The sequence below is a fragment of the Algoriphagus sp. CAU 1675 genome (assembly GCF_029222925.1).
Classification (GTDB): domain Bacteria; phylum Bacteroidota; class Bacteroidia; order Cytophagales; family Cyclobacteriaceae; genus Algoriphagus.
Window position 1 is genome coordinate 167,237 of sequence record NZ_JARHUI010000001.1, and the last position, 18,895, is coordinate 186,131.

The 18,895-nt window shown below is 41.0% G+C and carries 19 protein-coding genes; 11 read left to right on the forward strand and 8 right to left on the reverse strand.

Going from position 1 to position 18,895, the window contains the following annotated elements:
• Window positions 1-63: 63 nt before the first annotated feature.
• Window positions 64-729 (reverse strand): carotenoid biosynthesis protein, encoded by a 666-nt coding sequence (locus P2G54_RS00765; protein ID WP_275867218.1) that lies wholly within the window; start codon window positions 727-729, stop codon window positions 64-66.
• Window positions 730-835: 106 nt separating this feature from the next.
• Between P2G54_RS00765 and P2G54_RS00770 the strand changes: the two genes are divergently transcribed.
• The 8 genes from P2G54_RS00770 to P2G54_RS00805 all read left to right on the forward strand — a co-directional run bounded on the left by P2G54_RS00770 (window position 836) and on the right by P2G54_RS00805 (window position 8,570).
• Window positions 836-1,138, forward strand: a complete 303-nt coding sequence (locus tag P2G54_RS00770; protein ID WP_275867220.1) for a DUF4286 family protein — start codon at window positions 836-838, stop codon at window positions 1,136-1,138.
• Window positions 1,139-1,140: 2 nt separating this feature from the next.
• Complete coding sequence (locus tag P2G54_RS00775) at window positions 1,141-1,605, forward strand: TspO/MBR family protein (RefSeq protein WP_275867222.1); 465 nt, start codon at window positions 1,141-1,143, stop codon at window positions 1,603-1,605.
• A gap of 90 nt (window positions 1,606-1,695) precedes the next feature.
• Window positions 1,696-2,853 carry a DUF4221 family protein gene (locus tag P2G54_RS00780; protein WP_275867224.1) on the forward strand — a complete coding sequence of 386 codons (1,158 nt, stop codon included), beginning with the start codon at window positions 1,696-1,698 and terminating at the stop codon, window positions 2,851-2,853.
• A gap of 11 nt (window positions 2,854-2,864) precedes the next feature.
• Entirely contained in the window at window positions 2,865-4,022 is a 1,158-nt protein-coding gene (locus P2G54_RS00785) for a DUF4221 family protein (protein WP_275867226.1), read from the forward strand.
• Window positions 4,023-4,028: 6 nt separating this feature from the next.
• Window positions 4,029-5,153, forward strand: a complete 1,125-nt coding sequence (locus tag P2G54_RS00790; RefSeq protein ID WP_275867229.1) for a DUF4221 family protein — start codon at window positions 4,029-4,031, stop codon at window positions 5,151-5,153.
• Between the two features lie 12 nt (window positions 5,154-5,165).
• The gene (locus tag P2G54_RS00795) at window positions 5,166-6,311 is read left to right on the forward strand and encodes a DUF4221 family protein (RefSeq protein ID WP_275867231.1); all 1,146 of its coding nucleotides are present in this window, start codon (window positions 5,166-5,168) and stop codon (window positions 6,309-6,311) included.
• A complete protein-coding gene (locus tag P2G54_RS00800) occupies window positions 6,308-7,477 on the forward strand; it encodes a DUF4221 family protein (RefSeq protein ID WP_275867232.1) in 1,170 nt (389 codons plus the stop codon). Before P2G54_RS00795 ends, P2G54_RS00800 begins: the two co-directional genes overlap by 4 nt.
• A 1-nt stretch (window position 7,478) precedes the next feature.
• Window positions 7,479-8,570, forward strand: a complete 1,092-nt coding sequence (locus P2G54_RS00805) for a DUF4221 family protein (RefSeq protein ID WP_275867234.1) — start codon at window positions 7,479-7,481, stop codon at window positions 8,568-8,570.
• 87 nt (window positions 8,571-8,657) lie between these two features.
• Here P2G54_RS00805 and P2G54_RS00810 read toward each other — a convergent pair whose 3' ends face one another.
• The 3 genes from P2G54_RS00810 to P2G54_RS00820 form a co-directional block, all read right to left on the reverse strand.
• Complete coding sequence (locus P2G54_RS00810; RefSeq protein WP_275867236.1) at window positions 8,658-9,260, reverse strand: trimeric intracellular cation channel family protein; 603 nt, start codon at window positions 9,258-9,260, stop codon at window positions 8,658-8,660.
• A gap of 67 nt (window positions 9,261-9,327) precedes the next feature.
• Entirely contained in the window at window positions 9,328-9,945 is a 618-nt protein-coding gene (locus P2G54_RS00815; protein ID WP_275867238.1) for a class I SAM-dependent methyltransferase, read from the reverse strand.
• On the reverse strand, window positions 9,932-10,831 hold the full coding sequence (locus P2G54_RS00820; protein WP_275867240.1) for a patatin-like phospholipase family protein: 900 nt from the start codon (window positions 10,829-10,831) through the stop codon (window positions 9,932-9,934). Before P2G54_RS00820 ends, P2G54_RS00815 begins: the two co-directional genes overlap by 14 nt.
• Before the next feature lie 62 nt (window positions 10,832-10,893).
• Between P2G54_RS00820 and P2G54_RS00825 the strand changes: the two genes are divergently transcribed.
• Genes P2G54_RS00825 through P2G54_RS00835 form a run of 3 tightly spaced genes read left to right on the forward strand, consistent with a single transcriptional unit; the run spans window position 10,894 to window position 13,622 of the window.
• Window positions 10,894-11,316: a VOC family protein gene (locus tag P2G54_RS00825; RefSeq protein ID WP_275867242.1), complete on the forward strand. Its 423-nt coding sequence runs from the start codon at window positions 10,894-10,896 to the stop codon at window positions 11,314-11,316.
• A 9-nt stretch (window positions 11,317-11,325) separates the two neighbouring features.
• Window positions 11,326-12,390: an aminotransferase class I/II-fold pyridoxal phosphate-dependent enzyme gene (locus P2G54_RS00830; protein ID WP_275867244.1), complete on the forward strand. Its 1,065-nt coding sequence runs from the start codon at window positions 11,326-11,328 to the stop codon at window positions 12,388-12,390.
• Window positions 12,387-13,622, forward strand: a complete 1,236-nt coding sequence (locus P2G54_RS00835) for a serine hydrolase (protein WP_275867246.1) — start codon at window positions 12,387-12,389, stop codon at window positions 13,620-13,622. Before P2G54_RS00830 ends, P2G54_RS00835 begins: the two co-directional genes overlap by 4 nt.
• 325 nt (window positions 13,623-13,947) lie before the next feature.
• Here the strand turns inward: P2G54_RS00835 and P2G54_RS00840 are convergent, their stop codons facing one another.
• The 4 genes from P2G54_RS00840 to P2G54_RS00855 all read right to left on the reverse strand — a co-directional run bounded on the left by P2G54_RS00840 (window position 13,948) and on the right by P2G54_RS00855 (window position 18,851).
• Window positions 13,948-15,378 (reverse strand): DASH family cryptochrome, encoded by a 1,431-nt coding sequence (locus tag P2G54_RS00840; RefSeq protein ID WP_275867249.1) that lies wholly within the window; start codon window positions 15,376-15,378, stop codon window positions 13,948-13,950.
• A gap of 238 nt (window positions 15,379-15,616) precedes the next feature.
• Entirely contained in the window at window positions 15,617-17,830 is a 2,214-nt protein-coding gene (locus P2G54_RS00845; protein ID WP_275867251.1) for a DUF5916 domain-containing protein, read from the reverse strand.
• A gap of 87 nt (window positions 17,831-17,917) precedes the next feature.
• Complete coding sequence (locus tag P2G54_RS00850; protein ID WP_275867253.1) at window positions 17,918-18,346, reverse strand: secondary thiamine-phosphate synthase enzyme YjbQ; 429 nt, start codon at window positions 18,344-18,346, stop codon at window positions 17,918-17,920.
• Between the two features lie 61 nt (window positions 18,347-18,407).
• The gene (locus P2G54_RS00855; RefSeq protein WP_275867255.1) at window positions 18,408-18,851 is read right to left on the reverse strand and encodes a hypothetical protein; all 444 of its coding nucleotides are present in this window, start codon (window positions 18,849-18,851) and stop codon (window positions 18,408-18,410) included.
• Between the last annotated feature and the right edge of the window lie 44 nt (window positions 18,852-18,895).

The window sequence follows — 18,895 nt, forward strand, 5'->3', positions numbered from 1 at the left end:
ACCTGTGATCACAAGATTTGTTTAGGATAATTATAAATATATTTTATCAAAACTCCTTTAGATTCAATCGAGTACAGTAAAATTCAGGATGGTGAAAAATAGGATCATGCTGACCAATAGAAAAAGAGCCAGGCGATTTTCCTTCTCAAAATTAGCCTTTCTATAGATGAAGTGGATCAGATAAGCAACCAGAAACCATCCTAGATAGTTGCCGGGAGGAATCACATCCCACTTCCAATACCAAAAGTCCAAGGCTACCGCTACCGGCTCAAGGATATAATCGATTGCTGTCATCGCCAAGGACCCCAAAAATGCCGCGTAATAGTCATTGGGAACCTTTTGGAAGACCGCTCCGGTTAGATACACAAGAATAAACCAGTTGACCCCGATGATGATCGGAACTTCCCAAAGCTGAGGACCTAATGTAGGCCCGTATACATAATCCCCAAACAAATAGCCCGTATGAATCCCGATGAGTTCAGCCCCAAAACCTATCCAAAAAGCGGATGCGGCAAATATTGGAAAGGCGTCATTCCAGCCCCTGTGGTAAGAAAGAATCAGGAATAGCGTGACCAAAAGCTGGGCAGGAGTAAGTAGGAGAAAGGTTTCTTTGAAGGATGGAATACTCAAACCAATCAAACCGACTCCATAAATCAAGACTATGAAAATCTTGGCAAGAGTTAATTTAAGGGAATTTCCTTTGGCTCGCTCGGGGACAACTTTATGCATGACAAGGTGTTTGAAAAAACCGAATTGAATAATTCAGTTTGGGATTCCTAACTTTGGATTCCCGAATTTGTTAACAAAAAAAGAAAATTCTACCCGTAACAGCGATATGATCCTCTATAACATCACCATAAATGTAGCTTCAGACATTGAGGAAGATTTCATTCAATGGATGAAAAGCACCCATATCCCCGAAGTAATGGCCACCGGAATATTTACAGAGCATAAGTTTCTGCGGCTTTTGCACGAATCCGAGGATGGCAGTACCAATTATGCCATTCAGTATTTTACTCACAGCCTGGATCATATGCAGGAATATGAAAACAAATACGCGGCATCCCTTCGTGCAAAGACTCAGGAACGGTACAAAGACAAGGCTTTGGCCTTCCGTACCTTACTCGAAATTCTTTAACTATGCCCAATTGGCTCAAATTAACCATTAGCCTCATTCTTCCACAACTGGTCGGTGGAACAGGGGCTTACTTCACCATTTCTTCGGTTGGAAGCTGGTATCAAACCATTGCCAAACCAAGCTTTAATCCACCGAGTTGGCTTTTTGGCCCGGTATGGACCACCTTATACATCCTGATGGGAATTGGTTGCTATTTAATTTGGAAAAGCGATCACCCCCAGAAAAAAAGCCTGTTGACCTTGTATTCTGTACAGCTTGCCCTAAATGGAATCTGGTCGCCGGCATTTTTTGGGATGGAATCTCCGATCTTAGGCTTGGTAGTGATACTTCCACTGTGGATCCTGATTTTCCTGTCGGTGAAAAACTTCAAAAAAATCAACCCTTGGGCATCCTGGCTAATGATTCCCTATTTGGCTTGGGTAAGTTTTGCGAGTGTACTCAATTTTTCGATTTGGTGGTTAAATTAGTGAAACACCAGTAAATCAACGAGTTTAACAAATTTTCACTAGTTTTTTAGCCGTAAAAAATTAGTTTTATGGGGAGTTTTACTGTTTTAGATGAAAAAATACATTCCCCTTTTATCCATTCTTTTGCTTTTTGCCTGTAAAAACTCCAATCAAGAAGGAGAAAAAAAACCAGGCTCTACTCAAACCTATACCGAAAACCAACTTGAAAATCTTCGAATTACAATGGACACCGTCAAAGTGGACGTCGGAGAAGAAATCATTAATGCCACTGCCTATTTTGGCTTTGGACTTAGCGCGGATAAGGAACGAATCTATTTAGCAGATGGCATGAATACGGAAGTTCATGGGTATAATTTGCCAGAAAGGAAGCTGGAGCATCGAATTGTTTTTGAAAAAGACGGGCCGAATCAAGCCCCGGATTTTATCAACTTTTTTCAAGTTCTCCCCAACGAAGAATTCATGCTAGCCAACTATGCCATTCAAGCAGTTTTTAACAATCAGGCAGAAAAAATCCTGGATATCAATGCCCAACCTGAAGAATACGAAGGTTTGGATGAATCCTTGAGCAGTCTGTATGGCTTTTTACATGTCAGCCCGAATAAAAAGTTGGCCATTTCCAGACCTTTAGAATACGGAAAGGAGTCCGTAAGCCTCGTTTTGATGGATTTGGAAAACAAAAAAGGACAAGTACTTTCTTTACCCGGATTGGAAATCACCAAGAAATTCAGGGCTTCCTTTTCACAAGGTGGAGGCACCACGACTATGGGGGATAATCTGATTATTCAGGAAGTTCGCAATCAACTTGTCATATATTCTGCCAGTACAGCCGACATCTATATATATGACTGGAATAGTAAAGAATTGAAATTGATCGAATTTGACCATCAATTGGTCCCCAATCAAAAAAGCGGCGAGTTTCCAACTGAGGCAGGATCGCGAGAGGAACTGATGGAAATTGCACAGCAAATCCGGAATCAGGTCTCTTTCATGGGTTTCCTTTGGGATGAGAGCCGTCAGCAATATTTCCGTTTTGCCTACAAACAAAATGGCCTTTTGGAAACCGGTGAACCGCGAAAATCCGATTGGTATCTTTTTTCATACGATGAAAACTTCAACTTACTCGGCGAAACCGAACTTGAAAAGCTCTCCACTTTCTTTTATCAAAGCTTTTTCTATGAAGGGAAAATATACAACTACCTTCCAGTGGACGAGGATCCCGGCTTTGTGATCATGACATTAGAATTCTGAACAGCTCTTTTATGAAAAAACTCCTTTTTCCAACCCTATTCGCAGCCTTGGCTTTTTCTTGTGGCGGAGAAAATGATTCAGCTGAATCAACACCATCCAATATCCTCGAAAACTTCACTTTCAGTGTGGATACGCTGGTTGTCGATCCAGGGGAAGAGATTATTAATTTATCCATGGGGGTGAGAAAAGGTTCCTTTAATGAAACCAAATCCCACTTTTATCTTTTTGATGATGCCACCACGAAGATCAATAAAATCAATTTGGATGAATTGGTGCTCGAAGAACAAATTCCATTCGAAAAAGAAGGACCGAATGGGGTGGGTTCCAATTTTATTGCGACAGCTCGATACCTGCCCGGCGAGGAGTTTCTTTTTTCTAATTTTCAATCAACAGGAGTTTTTAACAAACAGGGACAGAAAATACTCGATCTGACCCTTAAGCCGGAAGAGCTTGACATTGAAGGTCTGGGAGAAAATGCGAAATACAACATCACCAATTCCATCCGCTTCTCTCCTGACAGAAAAATAGCCTATTCGCTTCCAAGTGACTTTATGGAGGGTACCACCCAACTGGCAAAAATCAATCTGGAAACCAAAAGCGGAACTGTTCTACCCATTCCAGCCATGGAGATTGTGGGTGATTACCGAATTCTCCTTCAGTCCGATGATAGGATGTCTATCTATGTCGAGGAGATTTCATTTCAGGAGATAGAAGGTAGGTTTTATATTTCTGGAGCTACAACCAACAGCATTTATCGATTTGAGACGGGCCAGGATTCTTTGGAGTTGTTTGAATATGATTTTTCATTAGTGCCAAATCAAAAGGAAATCCCTATTCAACGGAAAGTGTCTTCCATGGAGGAGTTTCAGGCTGAAATGGAAAAGGCAAGAACCCAGATTGGGTTTGAAAAATTCCTGTATGATGAGCAAGCCAAGCTCTTTTATCGCTTTGGGAGAATCTATGAGCCCAGAGGTGATGATCCCGAAGCCCCTTCCAAAGCACAAGTTTTTCTTTTCGCTTTTGATGAAAATCTAAATCTTATTGGTGAGACTGAAATCCCGGAATTGGACCAAACGCCCAGTAACCCCTTCTTCAAAGACGGCAAGCTTTGGTCCTATGTCAATGTGGAAGATGAGCTAGGCTTTGCCGTGATAGATTTTAACTTTTGATAGACTATGAAAAAACTAACTCTGCTACTTTTACTTCCCTTGATTTTTTCCTGTGGAGGTACTTCTTCTGAGGACGATACCAATACCGGTTTCTTAGAAAATTTCTCCTATACCATTGATACCGTGATGATCGATGCAGGAAAGGATTTTATTTTTCTCCAAAGTCTGAATATCTCTTCACTTTCCCCTGACAGAAATCTGTTATACATCTACAATTACAAGGATGTGCAGCTCGAGGTGGTTGACCTGAATAAGTTTCAACTCAAGGAAAAAATAAAACTGGATAAGGAAGGGCCGTTGGGAGTAGGGAATCCTAATTCCTTGCTTATCGCCGAAAATGGGGAGTTTTTCTTCTCAGGCTTTCCGGGGATTCATCGCTTTGATCCTTCCCTTCAGCAGATGACCCAATTTGCCCTGAGAAAACAAAAGTTTGAAGCGCTGGAAGAGGATGAGGCGTTGGATTATGATATTTCGGTGTCGCAGGATGGTCAGTGGGCCTTTGGTGCTTATGGCAAAGATAATATGGAAGAATCCAAGAAAGGCCTTGCGGTCATTTCTTTAAAGGATCTGAGTCTTCGTAAAATTCCTGTCTCTATTTGGGAGACTCAAAAACCGTATGTCAGAACCTTGATTGAGGATGGGCAAATGCAGATGCAGACCATCGAAAAGGTATACGTGTATCCTCAGGATAATCGTATCATTCTTTCTTCAGGTAATATCAATGAAATCTACCTTGTTGACTTAGCGACCGATTCGGTTCGGACGATCAAGTACACATCTCAATTGACTCGAAATGCTAAAGCAGTTCCTGAAAAAACTATCGTAAATACCAATGAAGAGATGCGGGAGATGTTTCAGCAAGCCAACAGGGATGTGGAGTTTCGCCAGTTCTATTTTGATGAGCAAAGCCAAAAATTTTTCCGGTTTTCCAGAGATGTGTCCAAGACCATCGGGGATTCTGTAGTCTATAAAACGGTGATGACTTTATTTGATCAAGACCTTCAGCAGATTCACGAGGAGGAAGTTCCTTTGGACATTTTCAGTTTGAAATTCTTCAAAGATGGCAAGCTCTGGTCCTATGTCAATGTAGACGATGAGTTGGGCTTTGCGGTGATGGATTTAAACTTTTAAATACACTTTACTATGAAAAAACTACCCATTTACCTTTTGATCCTTACGCTTTTTTCTTGCGGTGGAGATCCTGAAAATTCTAACGCTACCGGTGACCTAGAGATCACCTACGTAATCGACACGGTGATGGTAGATCCGGGAGATCATTTCATCTTTGTACAATATGGTTTGGGGATGTCTGATGTAGATAAAAGCCAGAAATTGCTATATAATTTCAATAATCAGGATATGAAGATGGAAATCATCGATCTAGAAAACTTAAAACTGAAAGAGCTCCGGCAATATGAAAAAGAAGGTCCAAATGGGATCGGAGGAGGATTTATTATGCGAATTCAGGTGCTTCCTGATGAAAGTGTTTTGTTTTACGATTTTGTGGGCATCCATCATGTCGCCAAATCGGGTGAAAAACTCGCAACCTATAAATTGGAAGAAATAGCCTGGGAAGGAGACGCTTTAGCGGAGGAGGAAGAAATCAACGTTTCAAGTCTGGATACCAAGGATGGAAAAACCTTCTATGGCTTCTATGGTACCCAAGGGTTTGAAAGCAAAACCAATGGAATCGCCCAACTAAACGTGGAAGACAAAACCTTACGGCTTCACCCATCCGATTTCTTACAGTTCACCACAGCTTTTGACATCAGTTTTGAAATGGATGGAAGAGGTGCAGCCAAGTTTCCGGAGCAAAATCGCATCCGAATGGTGGGTGACAAAATCCTCATTACGACCACTGCCAAGAATGAATTATGGCAATGGGATTTGGCACAAGACAGCTTGATTTCACATAATTATCAATCTCAATTAACCTCGAATATCAAAAAGGGAAACTTTCCCATGCAAGTGAGTTCCCCAGAAGAATTTAGAGCTGCAATCAAAGAGAAAGATAAGGAGGTAAGTTTTGGAGAATTTACATTTTCCCCAGATCAAGACAAGTTTTGGAGATATCATAAGGAAATGGACCGAATGACAGCTGGTGATACGATTATTTACAAAAACGTACTGACTGCCTTTAACATCGATCTGAGCATGTTGGGAGAAACGCAGATGCCCGAGGACTTCAAGAATGGTAATTCTGTTTTTTACCTAGACGGAATGCTCTGGCAGTTTCTAAATATCGACGATGAGGTGGCGTTTGTACGGGTGAAACCGAGTTTGAAATGAAAAAAATGGCTTTTTTTTGTGGGTTGACACTATTTCTATTCGGATGTCAAGAGAAGCATGCAGGTTCAAATACTTTTAAAATTCCCACAGATTCACTCGAAGTCACCTTAAGTATCGACACGATATTGATTGATGCAGGTGATGACTTTATCTATTTAAACCACTATCTAAGACTGTCCGATTTTTCGGCTGATAGACGGTTTTTACATAATTTCAATCCCCTGAATTATGAAATGGAGCTGATTGATCTGCAGGAAAAAAGGTTGGTCGAGAAGTATAGGATAGAAAAAGAGGGGCCGAAAACCGTTCCAAACCACTTTTTCTATCGGCTACAAGTAGCTGAAGAGACTGAAGAACTGTTTTTTCAAACCACCAGTCATATTTATAAAACTGATCTTCAGGGGAAAGTCCAATCTAGTTATCGATTTATGAATGATAGCTTGAGCGACTTTCGATACAACCCCGAAAACCAGATTAATCTTCAAGGCTTTGTGTCTGAAAATGGGAAACATTTCTATTCATTCTATACCGATACTTTTCCAGATAGAAAGCGAAAAGGACTCGTACGAGTGGACTTCAAAGAGAAGCAAGTCGATTTCCGGGAGATGGATTTTTTTCATTGGGCAAATGATTTCGACCTCTATTATAGAGAGCCCGATGGACGATACAATCGAGGAGAATACCCTGAAATGAGTGGGATGGCCTTCAAAGGAGACAGTATTATTTTTTCGATTTCGGCTGTCAATAAACTCTGGGTTTATCATTTTCAATCTGGATACTTGAAAGAGCTTTCTTACGAAAGTACCCTGACTAAAAATCAGAAAGAAGGAAATTTTCCTAAAAGAGTGGAGTCCATGGAGGCTTTTCAGGAAGCAGCCAAACAAAAGAATGAAGAAGTTTATTTTCACCCTATTCAATACGATCCCAAAAACCAACGCTTTCTGCGAGTCACCACACAGTTTGAGGGCTATGACAAGAATGGAGAAGCTATTTATAATTCCTATCTCACAATTTTTGATAAGGAACTACAGCCTATTCAGGAGCAGCTTATCCCGGAGCCTGGCTTTTACCCTTCTAATTCCAAATCCTTTATCAAGGATGGCGTATATTATTCCTACCTCAATATGGACGATGAATTGGCATTCATTCGCTTAAAGGTTGAATAAGATGAAGAATATTATTTCGATTTTTGCGTTCGTCGTTCTTGTTTCTTGTCAAGAGAAGTCCCTAGAAAAAACTGATCCTATTCAATTTAAAATTAGCATCGACACGTTTTCCATCGATAGTCAGGACCATCTTTTATTTGTAGGCTATGGAATACCCAAAGCCAAGCTATCTCAAGATGAACGCTTGTTGTTTTTCTATGATTACATGAATCATTCGATCGAAACCATCGATTTGGAAGAAAACAAATGGATTCAATCGCTATATCTAGAAAAAGAGGGACCAAAAGGCGTAATGGATCGAAGCCGTTTTGACTTTATCCCACTTACAGACAGCACCTTTCGGTTTTTTACTCAACGAAATTTCATTGAGCTAAACCAGCGCAATGAGTTGCTTTTTGAGTCTCCAAGATTTGACAGCATGGTTCGGATAGCTCCCGAGAAGAACTTTGAAGCTTGGGCTAAACTGTCATCAGATAAGCGATATTTAGTTGGTCTGACCTCTAGTTTCAAGCAAGATCAAATGCTAGGCTGGGTGGATTTTAAGGATTCTGTCTATCGGGAGGCGAGACTTGATAGCATGGACTATCGAAAGGATTTAGAAATCAAAAACAGTCGAGTAATCATAAGTAGTCAAATCAGTGCTGATTTTATTCAGGAAAAATTCTTTGTCTATCATGCCGATGGGATCGATGTCTATAGGATTGATCCAAAAACTGGTGTGGCAAAATTCAAAGACAATTCCCCTCATCTTTTCCCAAGACGGAAATCAGGAAATTTTCCAAAAACTGCCGAGTTAGGAGAGTTTGATGCTGTATTTGAGAAAAAGGAATTAGAGATTTCTTACCGCGATTTGGTTTTTGATCAAGAGAATCAGCTTTTTTATCGATTTGCAGGAATGAATGCTCCCGAAACAGGGCGATCTCTTCAGTATTTTATGATTTTTGACAAGGAGATGAATTTGATCCATGAAATGGACGTAAGTGAAATGGGAATCGGCTTTCTGGAATATTTTGTAAGAAAGGGTAGACTTTACGTCAGAAATAAGGAAACGGAAGAGTTGGAGTTTTTTGTACTCAGAATCGAAAAAGAGTAGTGAGTTTTAATGAGCCCTTTTGCGATGAAAATGATGACACATAATCATATTGACCCTGTATCTCAGCGAGAAAATTTCCCAAATGAGTCAATCCAACCTCGGCAAACTCAACTTGTATTTCATCGCTATTAAGCGTATCCCTATGATCACCGACATGGAGATCAAGAGGTTGTAATTGCGGTGTACATCATATAGATCCAAAAAGACATATAAAGCTGCTCCCACCAAACAGGCAGTGGCATAGATTTCCTTTCGGAATAAAATTGGAATTTCATTCGTCAAGGTATCCCTAATGACACCTCCCATCACGGCAGAAAACATTCCCATGATAGCCGCAATCTCTGGTCTTACCCCCAAACTTAGGGCTTTTTCTACACCCAAAACCGTAAAAAATCCAATTCCCAAAGTATCAAACAGGAAAAAGGTTTTGCGCAGCTTGCTTAAGAAATTTGGAAAAATAAAAGCCCCCAATACTCCACCCAAAATGGCATACAGAAACCAAACATCCCCAATCCAAACCAAGGGATAACTCCCCAAAAAGATATCCCTCAAAGTTCCTCCACCAATCGCTGTGATAAAGCCAGTAAACCCAGCACCAAACAAGTCATGCTCCTTTTCCTTGATCGCCAAGGCCCCGGAAATTGCAAAAACAAATGTTCCTAAAAGTTCAAGTGTATACTGGAGCGTCATTTAATTTGTTTACAATTTAATTTTATTATTGACTTTTAATTGTCCGAAAACCTCGATTCAAGCACATTCAGCTAGTTTTTTCCAGAATAAAGACTCCCATTTCCCGCTTTCCAAAAAGAAAAACGGTCTTAGGGTCTTCCAAAAATCTAAAGCCTTTTTCCAATAACTCCTCCATCAACTTTGGAGTAAGTACGAATCGCTCTGTTCCGTCAGGTAAAATAAACCTTCCTCCCCCCAAGTCCTTGCTTCCTTCCAGCACATTCCCAAAATTGGTACACATTCTAAACCAGAAAATTCCTCCCGGCTTTAGAACCCGATGGATTTCGGCAACCATTTGCCAAAAGTTATCCACACTTTCAGCAAAATGCAGCACGGCAGAGCATATAACCACATCAAATGCCTGGGAATGAAACGGGATATCTTCCAGTTTTCCCGGTTGGAAACGATGCACATCATATTCTGGATTCAGACTTTTAGCCATATAGCGACAATACTGAATCGCAGTCTCATTAGGATCAATCCCAAAAGCCTGATAACCCGAATTGATAAAGAAAACGGAATTTCGGCCTTCCCCACAACCGGCATCCAGAATTTTCATTTCCTTTGAAAAACGCCCTTTCAGTATCTGGTCAAGGAGGTAGACATCAATATTTCCTAATAAACGGTTAAGTTCAGCTATTTCCATTTTCCCATTTGTCTAAAGCGTCTTCGGCTTTTTTTCTGCCAATTTCTATTAATTCCCCTGCCCTGTAAAACTCGAGCGTCCCAGCTTGGTTTCTGCTAATTTGAACCAATATATCCGGTTGATGAATTTCCAGAACCAAAGCAGAAAGTTGATCCTGAAGCAAATCAAAGGAGCGGTTGAGCAGGTCTATGGAGCCCAAGGACTCCATCTTTTCACTTTCTTCTTCTTCGAAAAATGACGTTAATTTAGTGGTATACTCCTTCATCCAAGATGGCATTTTTACCATTGACTTTTTCGTCTTGTTGGTAATTTTCTCTTTAAAAAGATCTGCCTCTCCGCCATTCAAACCAACCGCCAAGACAATATGATCCTCCCCGTCTTCTACTAGGGAAAGGGGAATGGGATTCATAATCCCTCCGTCAATCAATTCCTGCTGATGGTACTTTACAGGCTGCAGCACGGATGGAATACTTACCGAAGCCCTGATGGCCGTCATCAAAGATCCAGCGTCAAAGACCACTTCTTTACCTTTGGAATAGTTTACAGCATTGCACCGAAATGGGATGGATAAATCTTCAATTTTACAGTCCTTGACTACTTTTTCCAATGCTTTAAACACCCGATCTCCTTTGATAAAGCCCCGGCTTGAAAAAGTAAAATCCATCAGACTAAAAACATCAATCCGGTCAAGATTACAAATCCACTCCTTGAACTCAGGTAGCTTTCCAGCCGCATAAATCCCTCCCACCAAAGCTCCAGCAGAGCAGCCAACCACCTCCCGTATCTTATAACCTCTTTCTTCCAATACCTCAATTACTCCTATATGAGCCATCCCTCGGGCACCTCCGCTGCTTAATACCAAGGAGATAGATTTATTTTCGGACATACAATATTGGGGAATAAAAACTAAATTCAGGACTCAAAAATCACCAAACGAAAATACAGAATATGAGCCAATTTAAACCCTTTCACCTGGCTTTCCCTATCCGGGATATTGAAGAAACCCGCAAATTTTATGGGGATCTATTAGGATGTGAAATCGGAAGAAGCACAGACAAATGGATTGATTTCAATTTTTTCGGCCATCAGCTTTCCGCTCACATCAAGCCTGAAGAGTTAGCCAATGCAAAAACCAATATTGTAGATGGAAAAAATGTCCCGGTTCGTCATTTCGGGGCAATTCTTCCCTGGGATGAATGGCATGAATTGGCCGACAAACTGAAAGCCCATGGAATTGAGTTTGTCATCGAGCCATATATCCGATTCAAAGGAGAAGTGGGCGAACAGGCTACCATGTTTTTTCTGGATCCCTGTGGCAATGCCCTGGAATTTAAGTCCTTCCAAGACGAATCTCAGATCTTCGCAAAATAATCGTATCTCTTGAATACTATCTACCTAGATGAAAGAATAGATCGGGTTATCCACATACAAGGAGAGGATTACCTGTATTTCAGTGGAACATCCTATTTGGGAATTGGACAATCCGAGGACTATAAAAAAATACTGGTAGAAAATATATTCAGATATGGTCCAAACCACGGACAAAGCCGGAACAACAATGTCCGGCTCCGTGTATTTGGGGAATTTGAAGAAGAATTCGCTAAGGGCGCAAAAGCAGAGTCCTCCCTTGTCTTTAGTTCGGGCTATTTGGCGGGAATTGCTGCATGGCAGGTCCTTTTTCCGAATTCAGACCTATGCTGGGTAGCTCCCGACACTCATCCGGCCATAGTACCCAGCACATTAAAACCCAATACACAATTGGATTTTATACAATGGAAAAACACCTGTCTAGAAGTAGCAGAGTCCATTTCTCCACAAAAAATCCTAATTCTGGGAAATGCATTAAACCCCTTGTCTGCTGAAATTCACAGCTATCACTGGGTCGAAGAAATCGCCAAAAAACACGAAGTTACTCTGTTGATTGACGATAGCCATGCATTTGGTGTTTTGGGAGAAGGGCTTTATGGAACCTATCACAGGCATGCAAGCCCCAATTACGATTTGTTGGTTTCCGGCTCTTTGGGAAAAGGTTTAGGAATGCCAGCAGGAATCATACTAGGCCAATCCAAACACATAGAAAAAATCAGAAACCAAGCGCTCTATGGGGGGGCTTCACCTGGCTCACCGGCAAACCTTCAGGCATTTTTAGATTCAATTGATATCTATCTCCAGAAAAAAGAATGGCTAAACTCACTTTGCCAGTCTTTTTATCATAAAACAAAGGATATTAAACAGCTAAAAGGAGGTATTGACCTTCCTGTTTTCATTTATTCTGAGGATAGCTGGGTGGAGAAACTAGAAAAGGAAAAAATCATCACTTCATCCTTTCCCTATCCAACTTCGCAGGACCCAAGGGTTAACCGAATCATTATTTCAGGGTTTCACAGGGAAGAAGATCTCTTATTCCTAACAGAAAAATTGAACGAATTAAGCACTAGCTCATGAAGAACATCCTCTTTTCAATTGCCTTTCTATGGATCGTATTTTTTTCCTGCAGCCCAAAAGAAAGCATCCCTTTTCAAGACGGCTTGGAAGGTTATCCTGTTCTCAAAAAAGCATTAGACAGTTCTGACAAGTATCAGGTCCAGATTCTTTTTTCAAGAATAGACAGAAATGAGCATGGGAATCCCTTAATGGAAACATTCTCCTACAACCTAAATGATCAAACCTATTTTTATCCGGCCTCCACGGTAAAGCTTCCCGTTGCTGTTTTGGCTTTGGAATGGCTGGAAGAGCAAAATGTGGATAACTTGACCGCAGAAACCACTTTTTTGATCGATTCTGTTCGTCCTTCTCAGATCCCAGCCTATGTGGATAACTCTTCCAAAGACTCCCTTCCCAGCATTGCCCATTACATCAAAAAAATTCTTCTTGTTTCAGACAACGATGCCTATAATCGCCTCTATGAGCTTTTGGGGCTAGATTATATCAATAAAAAGTTGAAGGAAAAAGGCTTGGAAAACACGGTTATTTCCCAGCGCTTAAGCTTCTCTATTTCCCCTGAAGAAAACCGCTATTTCAATCCCGTCAAGTTTGTGGATAAGTCCGGAAAAATAATCTTAGCATTACCCGAAAGGCATACTGAAAAGATCTATAAAGTTGATTCAGAACCCAAAATCGGGAAGTCTCATTATGTCCAAGACTCCTTGGTGGATGGGCCCATGGATTTTACGTTCAAAAATAAATTTGCCCTATCTGACCTCCACGGTGTTGTCCAGAGAATAGTGTTTCCAGATGCTTTTATGGAAAAACAGCGCTTTCACATCAATGAGGAGCACCGCAACTTTATCCTCAAATACATGAGTATGCTACCGGGAGAAAGTGACTACCCCAAGTATAAGCTTCCGGATTACTATGACAGCTATTCAAAGTTTTTCAAGTTTGGAACAGATAAAAACCCCATTCCTAAAAATTTCCGAATCTTCAATAAGACAGGCTGGTCTTACGGTTATTTGATAGACGGAAGCTATTTCGTTGATTTTGAAAATAATGTGGAGTTTTTCGTTTCAGCTGTGATTTACGTCAACAAAGATGAAATCCTAAATGATGACAATTACGAATACGAAGAAATGGGCTTGCCTTTTTTTGCAGAATTGGGGGATTATCTCTACCAACTGGAGTTGAAACGAAAGAAAATGATTCTGCCTGAATGGAAGGAATTAAAAATAGATTATTAGTTTAGAAGGGAATCATTATTTCTCCTTGAATATGAAAAAAACTCATTTTCCAGAAGTTAAACTTTTTCTGAAATCACAGGGGTGGTGGATTATTTTAGTGAGTATTGTTCAACTTATTATCGTACAAGGAAACTATAGGTTAAAGCTGGGATTTGATTGGAGTTTTATTGATCGTCCGGAATCATACTTTATCCTTTTCTTTAATTGTATTTGTTGGTCCGCCTTCCATTACTTTATTTTTTGGAGGCAAAACCCAGCTTTTCGAGAGAAAATGAGGGAAAAATTCCAACAGAAAAAATAAGTTATCCACCAAGATCTTATCTTTTCAATTGCTTTCCATTTCGATCATTGCTTGTGGATAAGTTTTGTCTAGTTCTATGCCCAACTTTTGAAGTTCTGACATAGACAGATCCCAAGGCTGATGGATATCAAATCCTTGAATCATTGCCAATTCAGGAATCCAGAGTCGTACATAATCCCCATTTTTGTCATAATTTTTCCCCTGTCGCAAAATATTGAAATACCGATTTTCTCGAGGGTCATTGCCCACTCCTCCGACATACATCCAGTTGCCCCAATTGGAGCAAACATCATAATCGACCAGTATGCTTTCAAAATAGCTGGCTCCCCAAGTCCAATCAATCCCCAAATCGTTGACCAGAAAACTCGCTACATTCTGTCGGCCCCGATTAGACATGAATCCGGAATTTTTAAGTTCTCGCATATTGGCATCTACAAAAGGGACTCCTGTCTGCCCCTCACACCAGCGTTGAAAATCAACACGATCCCTTCGCCAGGAGTCCTCTTGATGTTTGATACCACCAATGTGGAAAACTTGACTGCCATGCTTTTTACAGATGAACCGAAAATAATCCCGCCAAATCAGCTCAAATACCAACCAATAGGTGCTTTGATTCTTTTTTCGCTCACGCTCATAGCGCTTAACTTCCTCATAGATGGTTCGGGGAGAAATACAGCCTAAGCTTAACCAAGCTGAAAATTTGGAGCTATAATCCGCTCCGATTAGCCCGTTTCGGGTTTCCTTATACACTTTCAATCGATCCTCTTCCCAAAAATAGGTTTGGATTCGCCTGAGACCGGCACTTTCTCCACCCTCAAACTGCATCACCGACCGCTGCTCAGCCTCAGGCTCCTCCAAACCATAGGTAGTTAAATCTGGAAGCGTTACTTCCAAAGGAATAAGATCTTTAGTTGGAAAATTAATGGAAGTTGGCTGTGGAAAAGTAGAACGAACAGATGCCATTTTTTCCACTGATTTTCGAAACTGCGTAAAAACCTCCGGAATTTGAGCTACCGGAAAAGGAAGGTCATCAATGTGATACAAGGTGCTCTGCCAAAAGCTTTCGGTCGCAATTCCCTTGGCCCATGCCGCTTTTTCTAGGGACTTATCCACATTTCGCTCCTCTGCCGTTACTTCTTCTGAGAAGAAAATGGCATCCGCCGCAATCCGTTCCGCCAAAGTGACAACTTCTACTTCTGGTTTACCTCTTAATAAGACCAGATTTCCACCCAATTCCTTAAAATTTTTCCGCAGATCGGAAATTGATTCCAAAAGAAATTTAGCCCGGAACTTATCCGTCTTGGGAAAGCCGAGGACTGTTGGTTCAAAATGTCTAGGATCAAAACAATAGACAGGTATCACCTCAGCACCTGTCTGGCAAGCCTTAAACAAGGCTTCCTGATCCTGAGTACGCAAGTCATTCCGAAACCAAACAATGATTCTTTTGAAATTCATGTCTTTCAAACAGACTGTGGAATCGAAGTGTTTGGGATTTTCTAAAAATGATTTCTAACCCAAATACCTTTTGCATTACACCTGATTAAGTATTTGAGGTCCATTACGGTTTAAAGGGATAAAGTACTTTAGCCTGTAACACGGGATAGTTTTGGACTGAATTGAAAGGCAGGTTAAAAAAAAGGCAGAAAAATCAATTTCTGCCCCCCATTCTTTAAATCCCGCGTGGGTAAAATGATTAAATATTCAGCCAATAATTCAGCTTAAACACCAAAGACCGCTGTTTTGGAAGAAAATCTCCGGGAAAATAGTTGTCTGTATACACAATAAACAAGTCTGAAACTGGAGCATATCTCCACTGCAGTCGGGTGTTGATGTTCAGGTTGTCAATTTGGTTGTTGTATTGGATGAAGGTCGTCCAGAAGAGACTTTTGGTAAAAGTCAAATCAATCCTTGGCCCAACTAAAAGGAGGTTGGCATCAGCCTGTGGCTCTGGAAGACGGATTTGAGAATAACTGAAATTCATGGAAATATTCGCCTTGTAGCCAATTCGGGCACCCATTTCACTTTTTACCTGGGCAAAATTGCCGGTATAATACTCCCCAAATTCAGTCTCCAAATCTATTCGGAACAAATTTCTAGGGTTACTTGCATATTTTACTCCGTAGGTTTTTGTCTTGTAATCGGAGCCTGCCGGTAATGGCTCTGCCCCGGTTCGAGTTGGGTCAAAATCATTGAACAAATACACGTACCGGTTTTTCTGGGTCAATGTCAACCTGGAAAGAGATTGGAAGCGAACCTCATAGCTCAGGTTTACGTCGCGGTCGGTTGTTCCAAGCGTTTCATTCCAATACCCTTCAAATTCAACTTTGGGTCCATGTCGGTTGATCAAATTGGATTTAGGGAACCATATATAAGCCAGATCCGGATTAAATCGCTTGAAGTCCACCCTTGGAAGATATCCAACTTCAGGATTGAAACTCTTCCCCACATCCTGAAAACTGAAGCTCCCTGCCCAATGAAGATCATTGTACAATACATAAGCATTGAAGGAATAGGGCTTATCCAAGTCCTGATCCTGGAAAGTCCGGTGGTAAAACACCTTTCCGGTCCAACGGTTGTCAGAAGAAGCCAGATTATAATCAAAACCCACTAAGCGGTTGAAACCAGTGGGGTCAAAAAGAGACTGATATTCGTCCAGAGCCAGAGATTCTTTGTTCACAAAGATCATCCCAACGTTGGATCGTGCAAAAATCTTCTTCTGAACAGCCAGCACAGAGTAATTTTTTCCATTGACTCCTGCCAGTTCATCGGTTGCGGTTTGCATATTCATCAAACCAACGCGCCAGTTTTCATTTACTTTTCCACTTAATCTGGCCCCATAGATGATTTTACTCTGAATATTCTGGCCTGTATTTTCATCCCTGTCAACACCAATTCTCCTGGAGAAAAAAGGCCTAGAACGAGGCTGTCCAAAACTTTCAAACAGGTCTGCATTTTCCAAAAAAAACTGCCTTCTCTCTGGAAAGAAAATCTCAAACCGGTCCAGATTGGTAACCTGCTGGTCCACTTCCACTTGGGAAAAATCCGGATTAAAGGTCAGATCAAGGTTCATTGCCGGCCCAATTCCGATTTTAGCATCTCCACCAACAGCAGGACTTAAGTCTTCAGAAGTTCCTTCCAGAAAATTTTTAGACGTTCTGGCCGCTACATAGGGAATCAATGAAATGTTGGCCGAATTCTTACGAAGGGGTTCCTCAAAAATCAGCTTACGGCTAAATGCAGTAGAAATAATAGGGAAATTTCTGGGAATGGGCGCCCAGGTACTTCTTTCTCCCAAATGGCTGTCAATTCTGTAGAAATTCACATTCCAGTTTTGGCCACCATCTTTGTATCTCAACGTGGATAAAGGAATGATCGCTTCCACCAACCAGTAGTTTTCATGGATCGTCGCCTTGGCATACCATTTATTGTCCCAGGCTAGATTCAGGTCTTCCGAACGGGAGCCTCCATTTGCCAACAAAGCCTCACGCTGCACTCCATAAGGATTTACCCCAAATTGAAACGCATTAGTTTTATCGTTGAAGGTATCAAACACAAAGCTGATCCCGTCATTTTGCTCTCCTCTGTAATCCCTGCGTAAGGAGGTGGACACATATTTTCTGGGTCCGTCATTCTCCATAATGGCAGCGATGTAAATATTGTTATCATCAAAAGCCACTTTTACCCGTGTTTGCACATTGGCTAGGGAGGTGTCCGATGGAAAATATTGCATGAAATCACTGTTCCAGCCTTCTTCGGAATCCCAAATTTCTTCATCCAGGACTCCATCCAACAGGATGGGCTCATTGATTTTAAAGGCAAAAGCATTGGGCTGTTGAGCCTGGCTCCAGGCATCAAGGCTAATACCGAGGAACAACCCCAAGGCAGTAAAACAGAGGGAGATTCTCATAGTCTAGTTGATAGCACAAAAATAAAATTGTTTGAACCTAAGAGACCGACATTTTTATAAGTGGTCTCATGCGAGTCTCAAACCAATTTATGTAGTGCCAAAAACAGTGAGAATCAGCATTCTTGGACTAGCATGTCTCCGAAATTCACATAGGTAAATTCCCTGCCAAATTCCCAATGCGAGTTTTCCACCTGAAATGGGAATTTGAAGGCTGGAATCAAAAAAACTGGCTTTAATGTGCGCAGGCATATCATCCGGACCCTCGTAAGTGTGCACAAAGTGTGGATAATTCTCCGGAATCAATTCATTTACAAAGGTTTGAAAGTCCTTTCTTACCGTTGGATCGGCGTTTTCATTGAGGGTAAGGGCTGCGGAAGTGTGCTGAATAAAAACCTGTAAAAACCCGACTCGGATCTGCTTGATTTCCGGAATGGCGTCCTCCACCATTTCAGTAATCAAATGGTACCCTTCAGGAAAAGCAGGCAAGCGGAGATTTTTTTGGAAAAATTCAGTCATCCAGCAAAATAAAAAAGCTGTTCCATTTATTGAAACAGCCTTTCAGTCAAATTCCATTCTTTCATTCCTTCGTAAAAAATAGAATAGGGCCATCGCAGGCATTCCAAGAACCTGTTAAGGTATTGGAGTCTTGGAAAGTTAGAGTTTCTGAACCTGGACTACAGGAGTGGATCAAAGGAAAACCATCCGAATCCTGATGCAATTGATAGGAGCTTTGACTGTATTCCAAAAGCATATACTCTCTTTGGTTGACCGGATCTTCTTTGAGTTCATAGCTGCCTGACAATTCATATGTTCCCAAAAACTTTGTAAAGCTCCCATTCTCATTGAAGCGATAGATGTACAAAGAATCAGAAATGGGATGGAAGTTCATGTCAGCAGACCAACTGCTTTGATATCCCGAAAAAACCCACTCCCGACTAAACATAGAATTCTCCGGGTTGGAAGTTTCCTGACAGGAAAAAAGAGTAACAAGTACTAAACTAAAAAGGATTAATTTTTTCATAAGAGCTCTGGTTTACCTTATTAGGACGAAACTCTGAAAAGAAT